Below are 15,996 nucleotides of genomic sequence, written 5' to 3' on the forward strand. Positions count from 1 at the left end.
ATGCCCGCATGCGGAATTGAAATAGTCGCCGCCTGCCGACGGGACTAAGCTGCCGCCAGCCATCGACGCGGGAGGCGCGTATGCGAGGTTCGATCCGATTCCTGGCGGGGCTGGCGTGCTGCCTGGCGGCGGCACCCGCCGTGCAGGCGCAGTCGCTGCGCGACAGCGGCGATGCCGCCCACCTGTTCGCCTATTACCCGAAGAAGGGCCTGGAGGCGCGTTTCGACGAGGGCTATCGCACGCATCTGGACTGGCATCGCGCCAAGCACGACCCGCTGGTCTGGTACGGCTGGTACGTCAGCGACGGCGCGCGTGTGGGTCTGTTCGTCGACGGCAGCTTCGGCGCACCGTTCGCCGCGTTCGACCGGCGCGTCGATCCGGCCGGCGATGGCGCGGATGCCGACCGCAACGTCACGCCCTACGCCGATACGGCTTTCCGCGCGAGCTATCGCGTGCGTCGCGAGTTGAGCACCGGCTTTCCACTGGAGCAATGGAAACCGAGCAAGCGCGTGCAGGTATTCCACTACACGCTGCGGCCGGGAACGCGCACCCGCTTCGAGCGGGCGCTGCTCGCCGCGCGCGACACCTTGCGCAAGGACGACCAGGCACCCGCGCACACCTGGTACGAAAAAGTCGTCGGCGGTGCCGCGCCGCAATACATGCTGATGGTCGCGCGCCAGGACTGGAAGAGCTATGACGACCATGTCGCCAACCTGGACCAGCTCATCGTCTCCGAAGCGCTGCGCGAAGACCTGACGGCCGCGGTGGCCGCAGTCGATTCCGAAACCTGGAGCTATCGCGAGGACCTGAGCCTGATCCCGGCGCAGTGATGCGATCGGTCGTGACTTCCCCGACGGCCGGCAGTACGTGCAAGGACGGCATCGAGACCGAGTGCCACAATCTCTCGCGCGAGGAGTTCGAGCGTTTTCGCGACGAGCGGTTCGCCAAATACAAACAGACGGACGAGTACAGGAAACAGGCTGCCGACAACAAAACCGGAGCCCATTCGATGCCGGCCGAGCAGTTTGATCAGTTCCTGAAGGAATTCGAGGCGGAACGTTACCTATCCGTTCCCTGAGACCGTGCCGACGCCTCGGAGGTTCGTCCGGGGCGGAAACGCATCAGGCCGTCGCTACGTCCGCCACGGGCCGGGCGTCTTGCCTGGCTTCGGAAGAGCGGCCCGCATCCGGCCGCAGCCTGCCGCGGATCAGATCGGACGCGCGCTCCGCGATCATGATCGTCGGCGCATTGGTGTTGCCGCCGATCAGGGTCGGCATCACCGAGGCGTCGATCACGCGCAGGGCGTCGACGCCGCGCACGCGCAATTCCGGATCGACCACTGAAGCGTCGTCGCTGCCCATGCGGCAGCTGCCGACCGGGTGGTAGACGGTTTCCGCCTTGGCGCGGATGAAGGCGACCAGTTCATCGTCAGAGAGATCGTTGCGGGCCGGGAAGATCGGCGCGCCGCGATACGGATCGAAGGCTTTCTGCGCGAACACCTCGCGCGAGACCTTGGCGCATTCCACCATCATCTTCAGATCGAAGCCTTCGGCGTCGCTGAGGTAGTTGGCCTCGATGCGCGCCTTGTCGGTGGGGTTCGCGCTGGCGAGCGCGATGCGGCCGCGGCTGCGCGGGCGCAGGAAGCAGGCATGCACGGTGTAGCCGTCGCCCTTGAGGCGGTGGCGGCCGTGGTCGTCGAGCATCGCCGGGATGAAGTGGAACTGGATGTCCGGCCGTGCATCGGGCGCGAGAGGCGAACGCACGAAGCCGCCGGCCTCGGCGAGGTTGCTGCTGCCGGGGCCGGAGTGCCCGTGCAGGAAATAGCGGTAGGCCGTGCCCACCTCGCTGGCGCGGTCGTAGCTGACGTGGTCTTGCGTGCAATGCTGCAAGGTGCTGACGTCGAGATGGTCCTGCAGGTTGGCGCCGACACCGGCGACATCGACGGTGACGTCGATGCCGTGCCGGCGCAGTTCCTGCGCCGGGCCAATCCCCGAGAGCATCAACAGCTGCGGCGAATTGATCGCGCCGCCCGACAGCAACACTTCGCGCGTGGCGCGCACCTGCACATCGCGACCGTGCAGGCGGCAGGCGACGCCGACGGCGCGACCGCCTTCGATCAGTACGCGCTGCACCAGCGCGCCGGTTTCCAGTGTGAAGTTCGCGCGTGCCTTGGCCGGTTCGAGGTAGGCCACGGCCGTGGAGCAGCGCGTGCCATCGCGCTGCGTCACCTGGTACAGGCCCACGCCGAGCTGGCTGGCGCCGTTGAAGTCGGCGTTGTGCGAGAACCCGGCCTGCTGCGCGGCATCGATGAACACCTGCGAGAGCGGATTGACGTAGCGCAGGTCGGACACCGACAGCGGACCATTGCCGCCATGCCATGCATCGCCGCCGCGGCTGTTGCCTTCGCTGCGCTTGAAGTAGGGCAGCACCGCGTCCCAATTCCAGCCCCGGGCGCCGAGCGCCGCCCACTCGTCGTAATCGGCATGCGCGCCGCGGATGTAGCACATGGCATTGATCGAACTGGAGCCGCCCAGCACCTTGCCGCGCGGCCACCACAGCTGGCGGTTGTCGAGCTGCGCTTCCGGGGCCGTGTTGTAGTCCCAGTTGATACCCTTGCGGCCGACCAGCTTCGCCAGGCCGGCCGGCATGTGGATGAACGGGTTCCAGTCGCGGCCGCCGGCTTCCAGCAGCAGCACGCGCACGTCCGGATCCTCGCTGAGACGGTTGGCCAGCACGCAACCGGCCGAGCCGGCGCCGACGATGATGTAGTCGTAGGTCGTATGAGATTCGGACATGCGGCGGAAAGTAGGCCGCAGAGGTAGAGCATATGCTCTTGTTGCGATGCACAACTGGCGCATGTCATCGACATCGGCTAACGTGCCGCAGCGCAGCATGCGATCCACGAACCCGGTGCCTGCTTGAACGCCACTAGCGCCACCCAACGAATCGGACGTTTCCGTGCGGCGCTGGCGGCTTCACCGCCGCTGGCGTGGGCTTTCCTCTACTTCTTCTGCCTGCTGAGCGGCTATTACGTGCTGCGTCCGGTGCGCGAGGCGATGGGCGCATCCAATGACGTGCAGGCGATCTTCCCGCCCTGGATGATCGATTTCTTCGCCGCGCGCGGCATGCCGCTGAAGGAATTCACGCTGCAGGTGCTGTTCACCTGCACCTTCCTGATCATGCTGCTGCTGCAGCCGGCCTACGGCGCGCTGGTCAGTCGTTATCCGCGCCGGGTCTTCCTGCCGGTGGTGTACGGTTTCTTCATCGTCACGCTGCTGCTGTTCTATTACGCGTTCAACACCGGCATGCCGGGGCGGGGCATGGCGTTCTTCCTCTGGATCACCGTGTTCAATCTGTTCGCGGTGGCGGTGTTCTGGAGCTTCATGGCAGATGTCTTCAGCAACGTCGAGGCGCGCAGCTACTACGGCTACATCGGCGCGGCTGGCACGCTGGGCGCGCTGGTCGGCCCGTTGTTGACCAGCACGCTGGTGCAACGCATCGGGATCGCCAACCTGATGCTGGTCTCGGCCGGTTTCCTCACCATCTGCGTGGTGTGCGTACTGCGCCTGCGCTGGACGGCGGTGGCGCGCGAACAGGCACGCGAACTGGCCAGCGGCGAGGTGCCGATGGGCGGCGACGTGCTCGCCGGCCTGAAGCTGATCGCGCGCGAGCCGCTGCTGCGCTGGCTCGCGGTGCTGACGATCTTCGGCGTGGGCATCGGCACCTTGCTCTACAACGAGCAGGCGGCGATCGTGCGGCGCCTGTTCACCGATCCGGCGATGAGAACGGGCTACTACGCGAATATCGATCTGGTCGTGAATGGGTTGACGCTGGTGATCCAGCTGTTCCTCACGCGCTGGCTGCTTTCGCGCTTCGGAATCAAGCCGGCACTGCTGATCCCGGGTTTCGCGATCATGCTCGGGTTCTCGGCGCTGGCGGCGTCTCCGCTGCCGCTGATGGTGGCGATCGTGCAGATCATCACGCGCGCCAGCGAGTTCTCGCTCGCCAAACCGGCACGCGAAACCATCTACACGCGTGTCGGCCGCGAGTGGCGCTACAAGGCGGGCGCCGCCATCGACACGGTGATCTATCGCGGCGGCGATCTGACCTTCGTCTGGGTGCACAAAGTGTTGTCCGCATTCGGCTCCAACGTGGTCTTCGGCGTGGGCCTGCTGGTGGCTGGCGGCATGACCTTCGGAGCATGGCGGTTGCTGCGCGAGGAGTCGAAGCTGCCTTCCGAACGAACTTCCGGTGACGCGGCGAAGTCGTCAGAAGCATGAGACAGAAGTTAGTGCGGCTGCTGCGCCGCTGGCGTTATCCGATTCTGGTGCTGTTGCTGGCGATGTGCAGCGTCGCCGTGTGGGGCTTCGTGATCGAACTGGGGCAGCTGGTCGAACGCGATTACGCGCTGACGCCATCGCATTGGCCGGCGTCCTGCGACGACCTGCGCCTCGATGTGATTTCGGACACGCACACCGGTTCCCCGCGCAACGGCGTGGACAACCTCGATCGCGTCGTGCAGCGTTTGATCGCCAGCGACTCGCAGGCGGTGCTGATGGCCGGCGACTACGTGATCCTCAGCGTCTTCATGGGCACCTACGTACCGGCGGACCAGTTCGCAGTGCACCTGAAACCGCTGACCGCGCGCAAGCCGGTCTACGCCGTGCTCGGCAATCACGACTGGTGGAAAAATGGCGGCCAGGTGCGCAGGGCGCTCGAATCGGCCGGCGTGGTGGTGCTGGAGAACGAGGCGCGCGAACTGCAGCTCGGGCAGTGCAGGTTCTGGCTCGCGGGCATCGGTGATTTCTGGGAAGGCCATCCCCAGGTCGGCGCGACTTTCTCGACCATCCGCGACGATGCGCCCGTGATCGTGCTCACCCACAATCCAGACGTTTTTCCCCAGATCCCGTCGCGGGCATCGTTGACGATCGCCGGCCACACCCACGGCGGGCAGGTGAAGCTGCCGTGGATCGGCACGCCGATCGTGCCCGCCAACCATCGTTACGTGAGCGGTCTGGTCGTGGAAGGCAATCGCCAGCTGTTCGTCACGACCGGCATCGGGACGAGCATCATGCCGATCCGTCTCGGCGTGCCGCCGGAAATTTCGCGGCTGGAACTACGCAGCAAGGCCGCTTCACCGTAAGCTGGGCGCTCCGCTCAGGGGAGATGCCGGGATGTCGTGGATTGCCGTCGCACTGGTCGTGCTGGTCGCCTTGCTGCACCTGTATTTCCTGGTGCTGGAAATGTTCCTGTGGACCAGGCCGCTCGGGCTGAAAGTGTTCCGCAACACACCGGAGAAGGCGGAGATCACGCGCGTGCTGGCCGCGAATCAGGGCCTTTACAACGGGTTCCTGGCGGCTGGCCTGTTGTGGGGCTTGTGCAGCGGGCAGCGCGATGTGCAGCTGTTCTTCCTGGGCTGCGTGGTCGTGGCGGCCCTGTATGGCGCCTACAGCGTTAGCAAGCGCATTTTCTACGTGCAGGGCGGGCCGGCGTTGTTGGCGATCGCCGCGGTGTTGTGGCTGGGCGCCGGCTACCCGGCCTGATCGCGCGGCGATCAGAGGAAGAGCGGCGCCGCGAACAGCACTGCGCCCAGCACGAAAAGTACGGTCAGCACGTGCACCAGCGGCCGGTTGATGCGCAGGAACACGAACTGCTCGATGGTCCGCCCCACCCAGAACAGTGACATGAACACCAGCACGGCGCGGCCGAGCGGCGTCTCGTGCAATTCGCGGGTGAAGGCGAAGCACAGCACGCCGATGCCGAGGAAGACGTAGATCAGCCGCAGATTGAGGATCTGCGTGACGGCGCGCGTGGCGAAGCTGGCGCGTTGCAGGTCGCGCTTCCAGTCGAACAGTTTCCAGAACGCGAGATGGAACGCGGCGAAGCCGAAGCTGTGCAGGCCGCACAATTGCACCAGCAGGTCTTTTGACATCATGGATGCTCCTGCGGTTGTCTACAGGATCGTCATCCCAGCTTTCGCTGGGATGACGACATTAGCCGCGCGCCGGCTTCGGTGACACCCACATCGAGATGCGCGCCTTGAACACGGCATCGCCTTGCGGATCGGTGACCACCACGTTCATCGGCAGTTCGTAGCCCTCCGCCGATTCGCGCGGCGGGAATTCCGGTGTCGCCACCGCGCGCTGCGTACCGACGGCTTTCTTCAGGTATTCCACGGTCATGCCCTTGGGAATCCAGCGCATCGACGCGGGAATGCTGACGTCGGTGGTCAGGCCGCCGACGAATTCGGCCAGATTGCACAGCGCGATCGCATGCACCGTGCCCAGATGGTTGGTGACGCGGCGGCGATGCGTGATCGTCGCCTCGCCGCGGTTGGGTTCGAGCACGGTCATGCGCGGCGAGATGCTGCTGAAGTAGGGCGCCTTCACGCAGACCAGCCGCGAGAACAGCCAATGGCCCGCGGGCCAGCGGCTCACGCGGCGATACAAGGACAGGACGGATGCGGACATGGAATCCTCTTAGCACAACGGCGAGCCGAGGCTCGCCGTTGTGGGTGTTTACTGAGACCAGCGATCGAACGATCGCGGCCAGTTATGCCGCTTCGCGCGAAGGCTGCGGCTGCTTGCGGTCGTAGTAGGTGGCCGCGCGCAGTTCGTGCGGATCGAAGTCGTCGACCGTGATGGTGTCGAGCGTGATCGCGCGCAGTTCTTCCAACTGCTTGCGCTCCTCGGCCGTGATCCAGCCTTCGCGCACGCCCTCGTCGAGCTGCTGGGTGAATTCCAGCGCCTCGATATCGCTGTTCTTCAGCGCCTTGAGGAACTTGCGCTCCACCGGTTCGGCCAGCACGGCCTTGGCGAGGTAGCTGTCGATGCGACCGGCCGGGTTGTTCTCGCACGGGGTGAGGAACACGCCGTTGCCGAGGCGGTCGCGCGCTTCGTTCGGCGCCATCAGCAGGGCCGCGACGCGATGGCCGAGACGATCGCTCGGAGCCTGCGCGCGGCGTCCCCACGGGAACACCAGCGCCCACAGCAGCCAGCCGACCGGACGGATCGGGAAGTTGCGCAGCGCGCCCGACAGCGCCAGTTCGATCTTGTGCACGGCGTCGTGGAAGGCCCACGCCAGCAGCGGCTGGTCGGCGACCGGCGCCCCCTCGTCGTGGTAGCGCTTGAGCATCGCGCTGGTGATGTAGAGGTTGCTGAGCACATCGCCCAGGCGACCCGACAGCGATTCCTTGAACTTCAGCTTGCCGCCGAGCAGCAGCATCGACACGTCGGCGATCAGCGCCAGGTTGGCGGAATAGCGGTCGAGCTTGCGGAAGTAGCGGCGCGTGTAGTCGTCGCCAGGCGCCGAGCCGATCTTCGCGGCGGTGAGACCGAACCAGAGCGAACGCACGGCGTTGGAAATCGCGAAGCCGATATGGCCGAACAGGCTGCGGTCGAACTCGGCGAGCCCGGCCTTGACGTCGGTGTTCTGCGCCGCCTTCATTTCCTTCAGCACCCACGGATGGCACAGGATCGCGCCCTGGCCGAAGATCAGCAGGCTGCGCGTCATGATGTTGGCGCCTTCCACGGTGATCCCGATCGGCGCCGCCTGCCAGGCGCGGCCGGCGAAGTTACGCGGGCCGAGGATGATGCCCTTGCCGCCGAGCACGTCCATGATGTCGGACGACAACTCGCGGCCCATGCTGGTGCAGTGGTACTTGGCGATCGCCGACGGCACCGCGGGCTTCTCGCCGCGATCGACCGCCATCGCCGTGGCCTGCGCCAGCGCGCTGGCCGTGTAGGCCTTGCCGCCGATGCGGGCCAGCGCTTCCTCGACGCCTTCGAAGCGGCCGACCGACAGGCCGAACTGCTTGCGGATGCGCGCGTAGGCGCCGGTGACGACCGCGCCCATCTTGCCGCCGCCGCTGGCGGTGGAGGGCAGGGTGATGGAGCGGCCGATCGACAGACACTCGTTGAGCATCATCCAGCCCTTGCCGGCGAACTCTTCGCCGCCGATCAGCTGCGACAGCGGCACGAACACGTCGTGGCCGCGGATCGGGCCGTTCTGGAAGGTGGAGTTGAGCGGGAAGTGGCGACGGCCGATTTCAACGCCGGCGGTATCGCGCGGCACCAGCGCCAGCGAGATGCCGACGTCGCGCTTGTCGCCGATCAGGCCGTCCGGATCGTACAGGCGGAAGGCCAGGCCGATCAGCGTCGCCACCGGGGCGAGGGTGATGTAGCGCTTGTCGAAGGTGAGGCGCACGCCGAGCACCTGCGCGCCGTTCCACTCGCCCTTGCAGACGATGCCGTAGTCGGGGATGGAGGTGGCGTCGGAGCCGGCGAACGGGCCGGTCAGGCCGAAGCAGGGCACTTCACGGCCGTCGGCCAGACGCGGCAGATAGTAGTCCTTCTGTTCCTTCGTGCCGTAGTGCATCAGCAGTTCGCCCGGGCCAAGCGAATTGGGCACGCCAACGGTGGAGCTGAGCACGCTCGACACCGAGGCCAGCTTCTGGATCACCTTGTGGTGCGCCAGCGCCGAGAAGCCGAGGCCGCCGTATTCCTTCGGAATGATCATGCCGAAGAACTTGTGCTTCTTGATGAACTCCCAGGTCTCCGGCGGCAGGTCGGCCAGGATGTGGGTGACTTCCCAATCGTTGGTGCGCTTGCAGATTTCTTCCACCGGGCCGTCGAGGAAGGCCTGCTCCTCGGCGGTGAGCTGCGCCTTTGGCTGTGAGAGCAGTTGCTTCCAGTCCGGGTCGCCGGAGAACAACTCGCCTTCGAAACCGACGGAGCCGGTTTCCAGCGCGATGCGCTCGGTCTGCGACAGCGGCGGCAGCACCTTGCGGTAGCCCTTGAGCAGGGGCGCGGTGATGAGGGCCTTGCGGATCGGCGGCAGCAGCAGCGGCACGGCGATCAGCGCGACCAGGGCGGCGGCCACGATCACGGCCGTCTGGTTGACGCCGAGCAGCCAGCAGGCCACCAGCAGCGTGGCGGTGATCGCGGCCCAGTACGCCAGACGCAGACGGTGGTAGGCGGCGAAGGCGCCAACGAGAAGAAAGGCGAGGAAGGGAAGCGCGATGCTCATCTGTGCACTCCGGGAACTACTTAAGAAGGAGAGACTAGGCCGTGTCGGGTTACCGTGGCGCGACCGCTGAGGTTACCATACGGCCTAGTATGGAGCAGTATTTTTTGAATTGTCAATCGAAGTTCTGGCGAAGTCCCGGTGAAGCCCGGGAATGAACGCCGATTCATGAACGATACTTTTCCATGCCTCTGCGTATGGTTAAACTGCCCATGATGACGACCGCCACCGATACGGCCCCGGTTGCCGAAAAACCGGAACGAAAAGGGCGCCTCAGCGCCGAGGACTGGGCCCAGGCGGCTCTCCACCTGATCGCCGAGCAGGGCGTCGCCGCCGTGGCGGTGGAACCGCTCGCGCGGCGCCTCGGGGTAACGAAGGGCAGCTTCTACTGGCACTTCCCCTCGCGCGACGCGCTGCTGCAGGCGGCGCTCGAACGCTGGGAAAGCATCGAGCAGCAGTCCGTCTTCGGCATGCTCGAAGCCGTCCCGGATCCGCGCCAGCGCCTGCGCGACCTGTTCCAGATGGTCGCCCACGAAGTCACCTCCCACATCATTTTCAGCGCGCTGCTCAAGGCGCTGGATCATCCGATCGTGCGACCGGTGATGGAGCGCGTCTCGCAACGGCGCCTGGACTATCTCACCGCTTCGTTCCGCCAGGCCGGACTGACCCGCAGCGACGCCCAGCATCGGGCGCGCCTGGTCTACGCCGCATACGTGGGCTTTCTACAACTGCAACTACAGTTGCAGCAGGCCAAGCCGCCACGTGAAGAACTGGAAGCTTATGTCGAGCACATGATGGCCGTGGTGATTCCCCCGAAATCCCAAACCTGAGACCTCGTAATGAATGCTGCGATCGCCCCGTCGACTCCCTCCCCCAGTTCGCTCGAGGCGCTCAACGATTGGGTCCAGTCCGTCGCCGGACTGACCCAGCCGGATCGCATCCACTGGTGTGACGGCAGCGATGCCGAATATGCCGCGCTTCTGAAGCAAATGCAGGCCGACGGCACGCTGCTGCCGCTCAACGCCGACACACATCCCGGCAGCTGGCTGCACCGTTCGCATCCGGACGATGTGGCGCGCGTAGAGCACCTCACCTTCGTTTGCCCCGAGCACGAGGAAGACGCCGGCCCCAACAACCACTGGATGGCGCCGGCCGAAGCCCACGCCAAGATCGACGCCCTGTTCGAGGGCTGCATGCGCGGCCGCACCATGTACGTGGTCCCGTACTGCATGGGCCCGATCGACTCGCCGCTGGCGCGTTGCGGCGTGGAGATCACCGACTCGCCCTACGTCGTCGCCAACATGCGCATCATGACGCGCATGGGCGCGGATGCGCTGGCGCGCATTGAAAGGGAAGAAACTTTCGTGCGTGGCTTGCATTCGATCGGCGAGCTCGATCCCGAGCGCCGCTACATCATGCATTTTCCGGAAGAACTCACCATCAAGTCCTACGGCTCCGGCTACGGCGGCAATGCGCTGCTCGGCAAGAAGTGCCATGCGTTGCGCATCGCCTCGCACCAGGCGCGCAATGAGGGCTGGCTGGCCGAGCACATGTTGATCGTCGGCATCGAGAATCCGCAAGGCGAGGTGCATTACATCGCCGCGGCGTTTCCGAGTGCCTGCGGCAAGACCAATCTGGCGATGCTGATTCCGCCGGAGAGCTATCGCGAGCGAGGCTGGAAGGTCTGGACCGTCGGCGACGACATCTGCTGGATGCGGCCCGGCGCGGACGGCCGTCTCTACGCGATCAACCCGGAGGCCGGCTACTTCGGCGTCGCGCCGGGCACCAGTGCCAACTCCAATCCCAATGCGCTCGCCAGCATCCAGCGCGACACCATCTTCACCAACGTCGCCACGACCGCCGACAACCAGCCGTGGTGGGAAGGTCTCGACGACCGCGTTCCCGCCAAGGATTGGCAAGGCCGCGATTACAAGGCCGACAACGGCCCGGCTGCGCATCCCAACTCACGTTTCACGGTGAGCGCGAAGCAGTGCCCGTCGTACTCGCCGCATGCCGAGGACGCGCAAGGCGTGCCGATCTCGGCGATCGTCTTCGGCGGCCGCCGCGCCTCGCTGGTGCCATTGGTCTTCGAAGCGCGCGACTGGACACACGGCGTGCTGGTCGGTGCCTCGATGGGCTCCGAAACCACCGCCGCCGCCACCGGCCAGGTCGGCGTGATGCGCCGCGACCCGATGGCGATGAAACCCTTCTGTGGCTACAACTTCGCCGACTACTTCGCCCACTGGCTGTCGTTCGACAAGCCGGGTGCGAAGCTGCCGAAAGTCTTCCATGTCAACTGGTTCCGCAAGGGCGACAACGGCAAGTTCCTGTGGCCCGGCTTCGGCGACAACCTGCGCGTGCTGGAGTGGATGATCGGTCGCGTGAAGGGCGAGGCCGGTGCGGTCGATACGCCGATCGGCGCGCTGCCGGCTGTCAATGATCTCAATCTGGATGGCGTCGAGCTGAGCGATGAGGCGAAGGAAAAGCTCTTCGCCATGGATCGCGAAGGCTGGCGCGATGAACTCGTCAGCATTGGCCGGTACCTCGAAGACTACGGCACGCGCATGCCGCGGACGCTGCATGCGGAGCAGGTCAGGATCCTGCAAGGCCTCGGCTGATTCTTCAGTGCGGCGCGCCTCGCTGCATCCTTCTTAAGTGCGGAATCAGACCCATAAAAAACTACGGCCCCGAGAGGGGCCGTAGTTTTTATTGCAGGTTGCGATCGATCAGAAACGCTGAGCGTACTTCATGTATACGAAGCGACCGATGTCGAAACCGCCGTACATGCCGAAGTCTGAGTTCGGGCTGGTGTACAAGTACGTGCCTCGATGGTCGAACACGTTATTGGCGCCGATCGAGATCGTGGCGTTCCAGGGTGCGGTGTAGCGGAACTGCACGTCGTGGAACGTGTTGGCGCCGGTCTCGTTCACTGCCTGTTTCGCGGTGTACGGTGAGGCGAAATCCGGATCGCTGCACTCGCCTTCAAACGCACAGGCTTCCTTGAGTCCGGAGTAGTAGCGGACCCCCCAGGTGGCGCCGATGTCGTGATAGCTCCAATCCACGTTCAAGTTCGAACGCGTGCGGAAGTAGGCAGTGCTATCCACACTCCAACTGTTCTTCTGCTCGACCGGGGTGACGGCTTCGCTGTCGCGCTTGTATTCCCAGTAGTCGACGTACGAAGTCTTCCAGTCGATCGTGAAGTTACCGAACGAGGTTTCTGGCAGGCGGTAGCGGACGTTGAAATCGTAGCCCGCAGTTTCCTGATAACCGCCGTTCACCGTAGTGACAGTGGCATCGTAGATCTCGCCTTGGCTGGTACCGATGGTTCCGTCGGTGTCACGGGTGAAGCTGGTGCACGAGGAAGCAATGTTCAGCACGTAACACCTGTTCAGGATCGACGTCATTGTCTCGGCGGCGATCACGTCCTCGATCTTGATCTTCCACCAGTCAAGACTGACGTCGAGACCTTCTGCGAAGCTCGGGCTGTAGACCACGCCGAAGGTCGTGGACTTCGAGGTTTCCGGTTGCAGGTCCGGGTTCGAGGTGACGGTGAAGGGCCAGTCGGCCTGCTGGTTCGGGCCGGATGCGACCGTGCCACCCGAGGCGATCTGGCGGAAATCCGCAGGAGCGCCGGCAGCGATACAACGGGCAGCGACTTCAGGATTGCTGGCCGCCGAACCGAAGCTGGTATCGCAGGGGTCCGTGTAGAACGCGAAGGTCTGCGAGCTACCGCCGTAAAGGTCCTGCAAAGTCGGAGCACGGAAGCCGGTGGCATAGGTGCCGCGGATCAGCAGGTCTTCGATCGGGCGCCACTTCACGCCGAACTTGCCGTTGGTGGTGTCGCCGAAGGTGCTGTAGTCCGAGTAGCGGCCGGCCACGTCAACCGACAATTCCTTGGCGAACGGCTTGTCGGCCAGGATCGGGATGTTGAACTCCAGATAGAACTCGTCAACCGAGTAACCGCCCGAGGTGACGCCGCCTGCCAGGTCGGTGCTGAGGCCGGATTGCTTGAGCGCGTCGGGTTCGAAGCGCGCATCTTCCTTGCGGTGCTCGTAACCGGCCGCCATGCCCAGGTCACCAGCGGGCAGGGTTGCCAGAGCGCCGCTCAGGTTGAGGCTGTAGATGTGGGTTGTGGTCTCGGAGGTGTCATGCGTCGGCAGGAAGAGGTAGTTCTGCAGCGCCTGATTGCCGGTGAGCCCGCCAGAGCCGGCTTGACCGTATGGCAGGGCGGGATTCCACGGGACGCACCCACTGATGACAGCGTCCGGAGTGCCGCAGCGGGCGGTGCCGTCCGCATCGATGAAGCTCGCGCCCAAAGCGTTGCGTGCATTCGGGATGAACAGGTTGCCGGTACCGGTCTGGAGGCCCTTGTTCTGGTTGTAGATGTAGCCGACATCCCAGTTCCAGGATTTCTCGCCAATATCAAAGACGCCTTCCAAACTTGCGCCGAAGCGATAAGTAGTCAGTTCGTTATTGGTTTGACGCGGTACTTCCGAGGTGCGACGGATGAATTCCGCGTCTTCGCCGAAGGGGTTGTAGACGTTGTCGGCCGACCATAGGATCGGGCCACCTTCGTTGAAGCTGTTCGAGCTGAAGGGGTAGCCTGCGATCTGCTGCAGCGTTTCGCGATGGGTGTACAGCGCATTGGCATTCAGACGCAATTTGTCGCTGAAGTCAAAGCTGCCCGAAGCGAAGACAGATCGACGTTCGATCCCGGTTTTCAGGAACATCTGCTCGTTCGGATTGACCAGATCGAAGTTCTCGCCTTCACCATAGGGATGATAGTTGGCGGGATTGCTCGGATCAGCGCCGGGGTTGAGGACCCACTGATCTCCATTCGGCAGGATGATCCGGCCCTTGTCGGTATTGCCGCTCCAGCCATTCGAACCTTCCGTCTCGTTCGGGAGCTTGTGGAAGGGGCCGCTCGGATACCTGGAGAATTCGCGGTCACGCGCGTAGACAGGATCTTCCTTGGTGTACTCGACACCCAGGGTGATCGAGCTGCGCTCGCCGGTGGAGCCCAGAAGGAAGTTATAGGTCTGGACCTGGCCGTCCCCTTCGCCATATTGGCCGACGTAGCCGCTGGCCTCGAGACCGTCGAAGTTTTTGCGGGTGATGATGTTGATCACGCCGGCGATGGCGTCCGAACCGTAGATGGCGGAGGCGCCGTCGGTGAGGACTTCAATGCGTTCGACCACTGAGGTCGGGATCGAGGCGAGATCGGAGAAACCAGACGAGGTGATGCCCATGCGCTTGCCGTCGAGCAGCACAAGGGTGCGCTCGGGACCGAGGTTGCGCAGGTCGACATATTGACCGCCGACTTCCTCACCGGAGGACAGCGCGTTGGCGCGGCTGATCGCCGGCGAGCCGGTGGTGGTGATGTTCTGCAGGATGTCGCCGACGCTGGTGAAGCCCTGCTTCTGGATATCCTCGCGCGTCATCATGATGACGGGTTTGGAAGTCTCAAGGCTGGCTTGGCGGATGTGCGAACCCGTGACTTGGATGCGATCGAGTTCGGTCGGCTGTTTCTGTTCTGCCGGGGGAGGGGTGGTTTCCTGGGCGGCAGCAATGCCGATCCCACCGAAACCGGTGACACCCGCGACGAGCGCATAAGCGATCGCGTCGCGCAGCTTGTTGGTCTTAAAAGTCATTTCTCTCTCCGTGGAGGGGGTAACCCAATGCAAAAACCACGCCGATGGCGACAAGCAGCCGCCCAAATGCGGTATGGCCGGCCGATAGTAGAAGCCGGGGGGAGAGAATTAAAGTGTTGTTAATGTTTCGAAAGAAACCTTCATGTATGTGAATGAAGGCGAAAAAATACATGCTGCGATGAAAAGCATGCGCTTCTTCACATTTTTGCGAGTAAAAACTCTGGAATCAGGCCAGATGTGACGTGTAACGCCACTGTAACGCTGGTAAGCATTGCTTAACGCATGCTGACAGAAGGGTCGAGGTAGGGAGCAAGCGTCGCTGCGTGTTGGGCGATGCAGAGGACCGTGATGTCTCTCGGAGATCTGGTTACAGATCCTGCTCGTAGCGCACGTAGGGAACTGCGCCCTCGTCCTGCTTGGCATCGGTATTGGGCGAGAATGGATTCTTGCCGCGCGTGATCAGGTTGTCGGCGCCGACGGTGAGCTGTCCGCTCCAGGGCGTGCGCCAGGTCAGGCCGAGGCCGATACCTTCCCATTTCGGCTGGCCGGGCGTGTCGACGACGCGGCCGATGATGTTGGCGCTGAACGCGCCGTAGCCGCCGCCGATCGACAGCGAGCGGCTGCTCCACTGGTCGGAAATGCCGAAGTTGGAAGCTTCCGCCGGCGAGAGCAGGCGGGCCTTCGCGACCGTGCCGGCGATTTCGACGACGCCTTCGCCGCCGATGGTCTTCTGCGCGAAGACGGTGAGATCGTTGACGTCCACCTGCGCGGTGCCGCGTCCACCGGACAGCCAGGCTGGCAGGGTGTCGCGGCCGGTGCCGGCGCTCAGGCCGACACGGTTGCCGTCGCGGGTGAGCGCGGCCGTGGCGCTGGTGCGATGGCTGGTGCCATCGTCATTGAGCGTGGCAAGCATGCAGTTGTTGGCGAGGCTGCCGATCGCGGCGGCCAGGCCGCTGCGGCGATCGCACAGCAATCCGAGCGAATCGCCCGCATTCAGACCGAATGCGGCATCGAGCGAATTGCCGCCGAAATGCCAGCGGCCGCCGCTCTGGGGAACGCTGGTGGGTTCGAGCAGGAGATAGCCCTGCAATTTGCCGCTGGCATGGTCCAGGACCGGCAGTACGGCGCTTTTGTCGCTGCGGTCCGCCGGTTTTTCCTGCGCATATGCGCCCGTGGCCACGCCTAGGGCGAGCAGCAGGGCACACGACAGTCGAGCGAAATCGCGAAACATTGGTTAAAAACCGACCCCATTCCCAGGCAGGAAGTTCCCCCGTACAGGCGCTTCCGACTCTATTTGATTTATGGTTCTTTAACAATCCCC

At 64.3% G+C, this 15,996-nt stretch carries 13 protein-coding genes; 7 read left to right on the top strand and 6 right to left on the bottom strand.

What is annotated here, in order from left to right; translation table 11 throughout:
* Window positions 1-80: 80 nt before the first annotated feature.
* On the top strand, window positions 81-830 hold the full coding sequence (locus tag AC1RNP_RS04460; protein WP_493050042.1) for a hypothetical protein: 750 nt from the start codon (window positions 81-83) through the stop codon (window positions 828-830).
* 11 nt (window positions 831-841) lie between these two features.
* Window positions 842-1,078, top strand: a complete 237-nt coding sequence (locus AC1RNP_RS04465; protein ID WP_493050043.1) for a hypothetical protein — start codon at window positions 842-844, stop codon at window positions 1,076-1,078.
* A gap of 43 nt (window positions 1,079-1,121) precedes the next feature.
* Here AC1RNP_RS04465 and AC1RNP_RS04470 read toward each other — a convergent pair whose 3' ends face one another.
* Window positions 1,122-2,795, bottom strand: coding sequence for a GMC family oxidoreductase (locus AC1RNP_RS04470; RefSeq protein ID WP_493050044.1), 1,674 nt, complete (start codon window positions 2,793-2,795; stop codon window positions 1,122-1,124).
* Window positions 2,796-2,918: 123 nt separating this feature from the next.
* Between AC1RNP_RS04470 and AC1RNP_RS04475 the strand changes: the two genes are divergently transcribed.
* From AC1RNP_RS04475 to AC1RNP_RS04485, 3 genes are read left to right on the top strand one after another with little or no spacing between them, the layout of a single operon-like run.
* Window positions 2,919-4,280 carry an NTP/NDP exchange transporter gene (locus tag AC1RNP_RS04475; protein ID WP_493050045.1) on the top strand — a complete coding sequence of 454 codons (1,362 nt, stop codon included), beginning with the start codon at window positions 2,919-2,921 and terminating at the stop codon, window positions 4,278-4,280.
* Entirely contained in the window at window positions 4,277-5,143 is an 867-nt protein-coding gene (locus AC1RNP_RS04480; RefSeq protein WP_493050046.1) for a metallophosphoesterase, read from the top strand. The genes AC1RNP_RS04475 and AC1RNP_RS04480 overlap by 4 nt, the downstream gene beginning before the upstream one ends.
* A 31-nt stretch (window positions 5,144-5,174) precedes the next feature.
* The gene (locus tag AC1RNP_RS04485; protein WP_493050047.1) at window positions 5,175-5,543 is read left to right on the top strand and encodes a DUF1304 domain-containing protein; all 369 of its coding nucleotides are present in this window, start codon (window positions 5,175-5,177) and stop codon (window positions 5,541-5,543) included.
* Window positions 5,544-5,554: 11 nt separating this feature from the next.
* On the opposite strand, the gene AC1RNP_RS04490 is transcribed toward AC1RNP_RS04485, so the two are convergent.
* The 3 genes from AC1RNP_RS04490 to AC1RNP_RS04500 all read right to left on the bottom strand — a co-directional run bounded on the left by AC1RNP_RS04490 (window position 5,555) and on the right by AC1RNP_RS04500 (window position 9,027).
* Window positions 5,555-5,935 (bottom strand): hypothetical protein, encoded by a 381-nt coding sequence (locus AC1RNP_RS04490; protein WP_493050048.1) that lies wholly within the window; start codon window positions 5,933-5,935, stop codon window positions 5,555-5,557.
* A gap of 58 nt (window positions 5,936-5,993) precedes the next feature.
* Window positions 5,994-6,470: a hotdog fold domain-containing protein gene (locus AC1RNP_RS04495; protein ID WP_493050049.1), complete on the bottom strand. Its 477-nt coding sequence runs from the start codon at window positions 6,468-6,470 to the stop codon at window positions 5,994-5,996.
* Between the two features lie 82 nt (window positions 6,471-6,552).
* Entirely contained in the window at window positions 6,553-9,027 is a 2,475-nt protein-coding gene (locus AC1RNP_RS04500) for an acyl-CoA dehydrogenase (RefSeq protein WP_493050050.1), read from the bottom strand.
* A 212-nt stretch (window positions 9,028-9,239) separates the two neighbouring features.
* On the opposite strand from AC1RNP_RS04500, the gene AC1RNP_RS04505 reads away from it, so the two are divergent.
* Together AC1RNP_RS04505 and AC1RNP_RS04510 are read left to right on the top strand one after the other, a co-directional pair.
* Entirely contained in the window at window positions 9,240-9,854 is a 615-nt protein-coding gene (locus tag AC1RNP_RS04505; protein ID WP_493050051.1) for a TetR/AcrR family transcriptional regulator, read from the top strand.
* A 9-nt stretch (window positions 9,855-9,863) separates the two neighbouring features.
* The gene (locus AC1RNP_RS04510) at window positions 9,864-11,642 is read left to right on the top strand and encodes a phosphoenolpyruvate carboxykinase (GTP) (protein ID WP_493050052.1); all 1,779 of its coding nucleotides are present in this window, start codon (window positions 9,864-9,866) and stop codon (window positions 11,640-11,642) included.
* Window positions 11,643-11,750: 108 nt separating this feature from the next.
* Here AC1RNP_RS04510 and AC1RNP_RS04515 read toward each other — a convergent pair whose 3' ends face one another.
* Together AC1RNP_RS04515 and AC1RNP_RS04520 are read right to left on the bottom strand one after the other, a co-directional pair.
* Window positions 11,751-14,675: a TonB-dependent receptor plug domain-containing protein gene (locus AC1RNP_RS04515; protein WP_493050287.1), complete on the bottom strand. Its 2,925-nt coding sequence runs from the start codon at window positions 14,673-14,675 to the stop codon at window positions 11,751-11,753.
* 367 nt (window positions 14,676-15,042) lie between these two features.
* Window positions 15,043-15,870, bottom strand: coding sequence for an XOO1806 family protein (locus AC1RNP_RS04520; protein WP_493050288.1), 828 nt, complete (start codon window positions 15,868-15,870; stop codon window positions 15,043-15,045).
* Between the last annotated feature and the right edge of the window lie 126 nt (window positions 15,871-15,996).

Source organism: Luteimonas sp. GW821-FHT14E02, assembly GCF_058803905.1.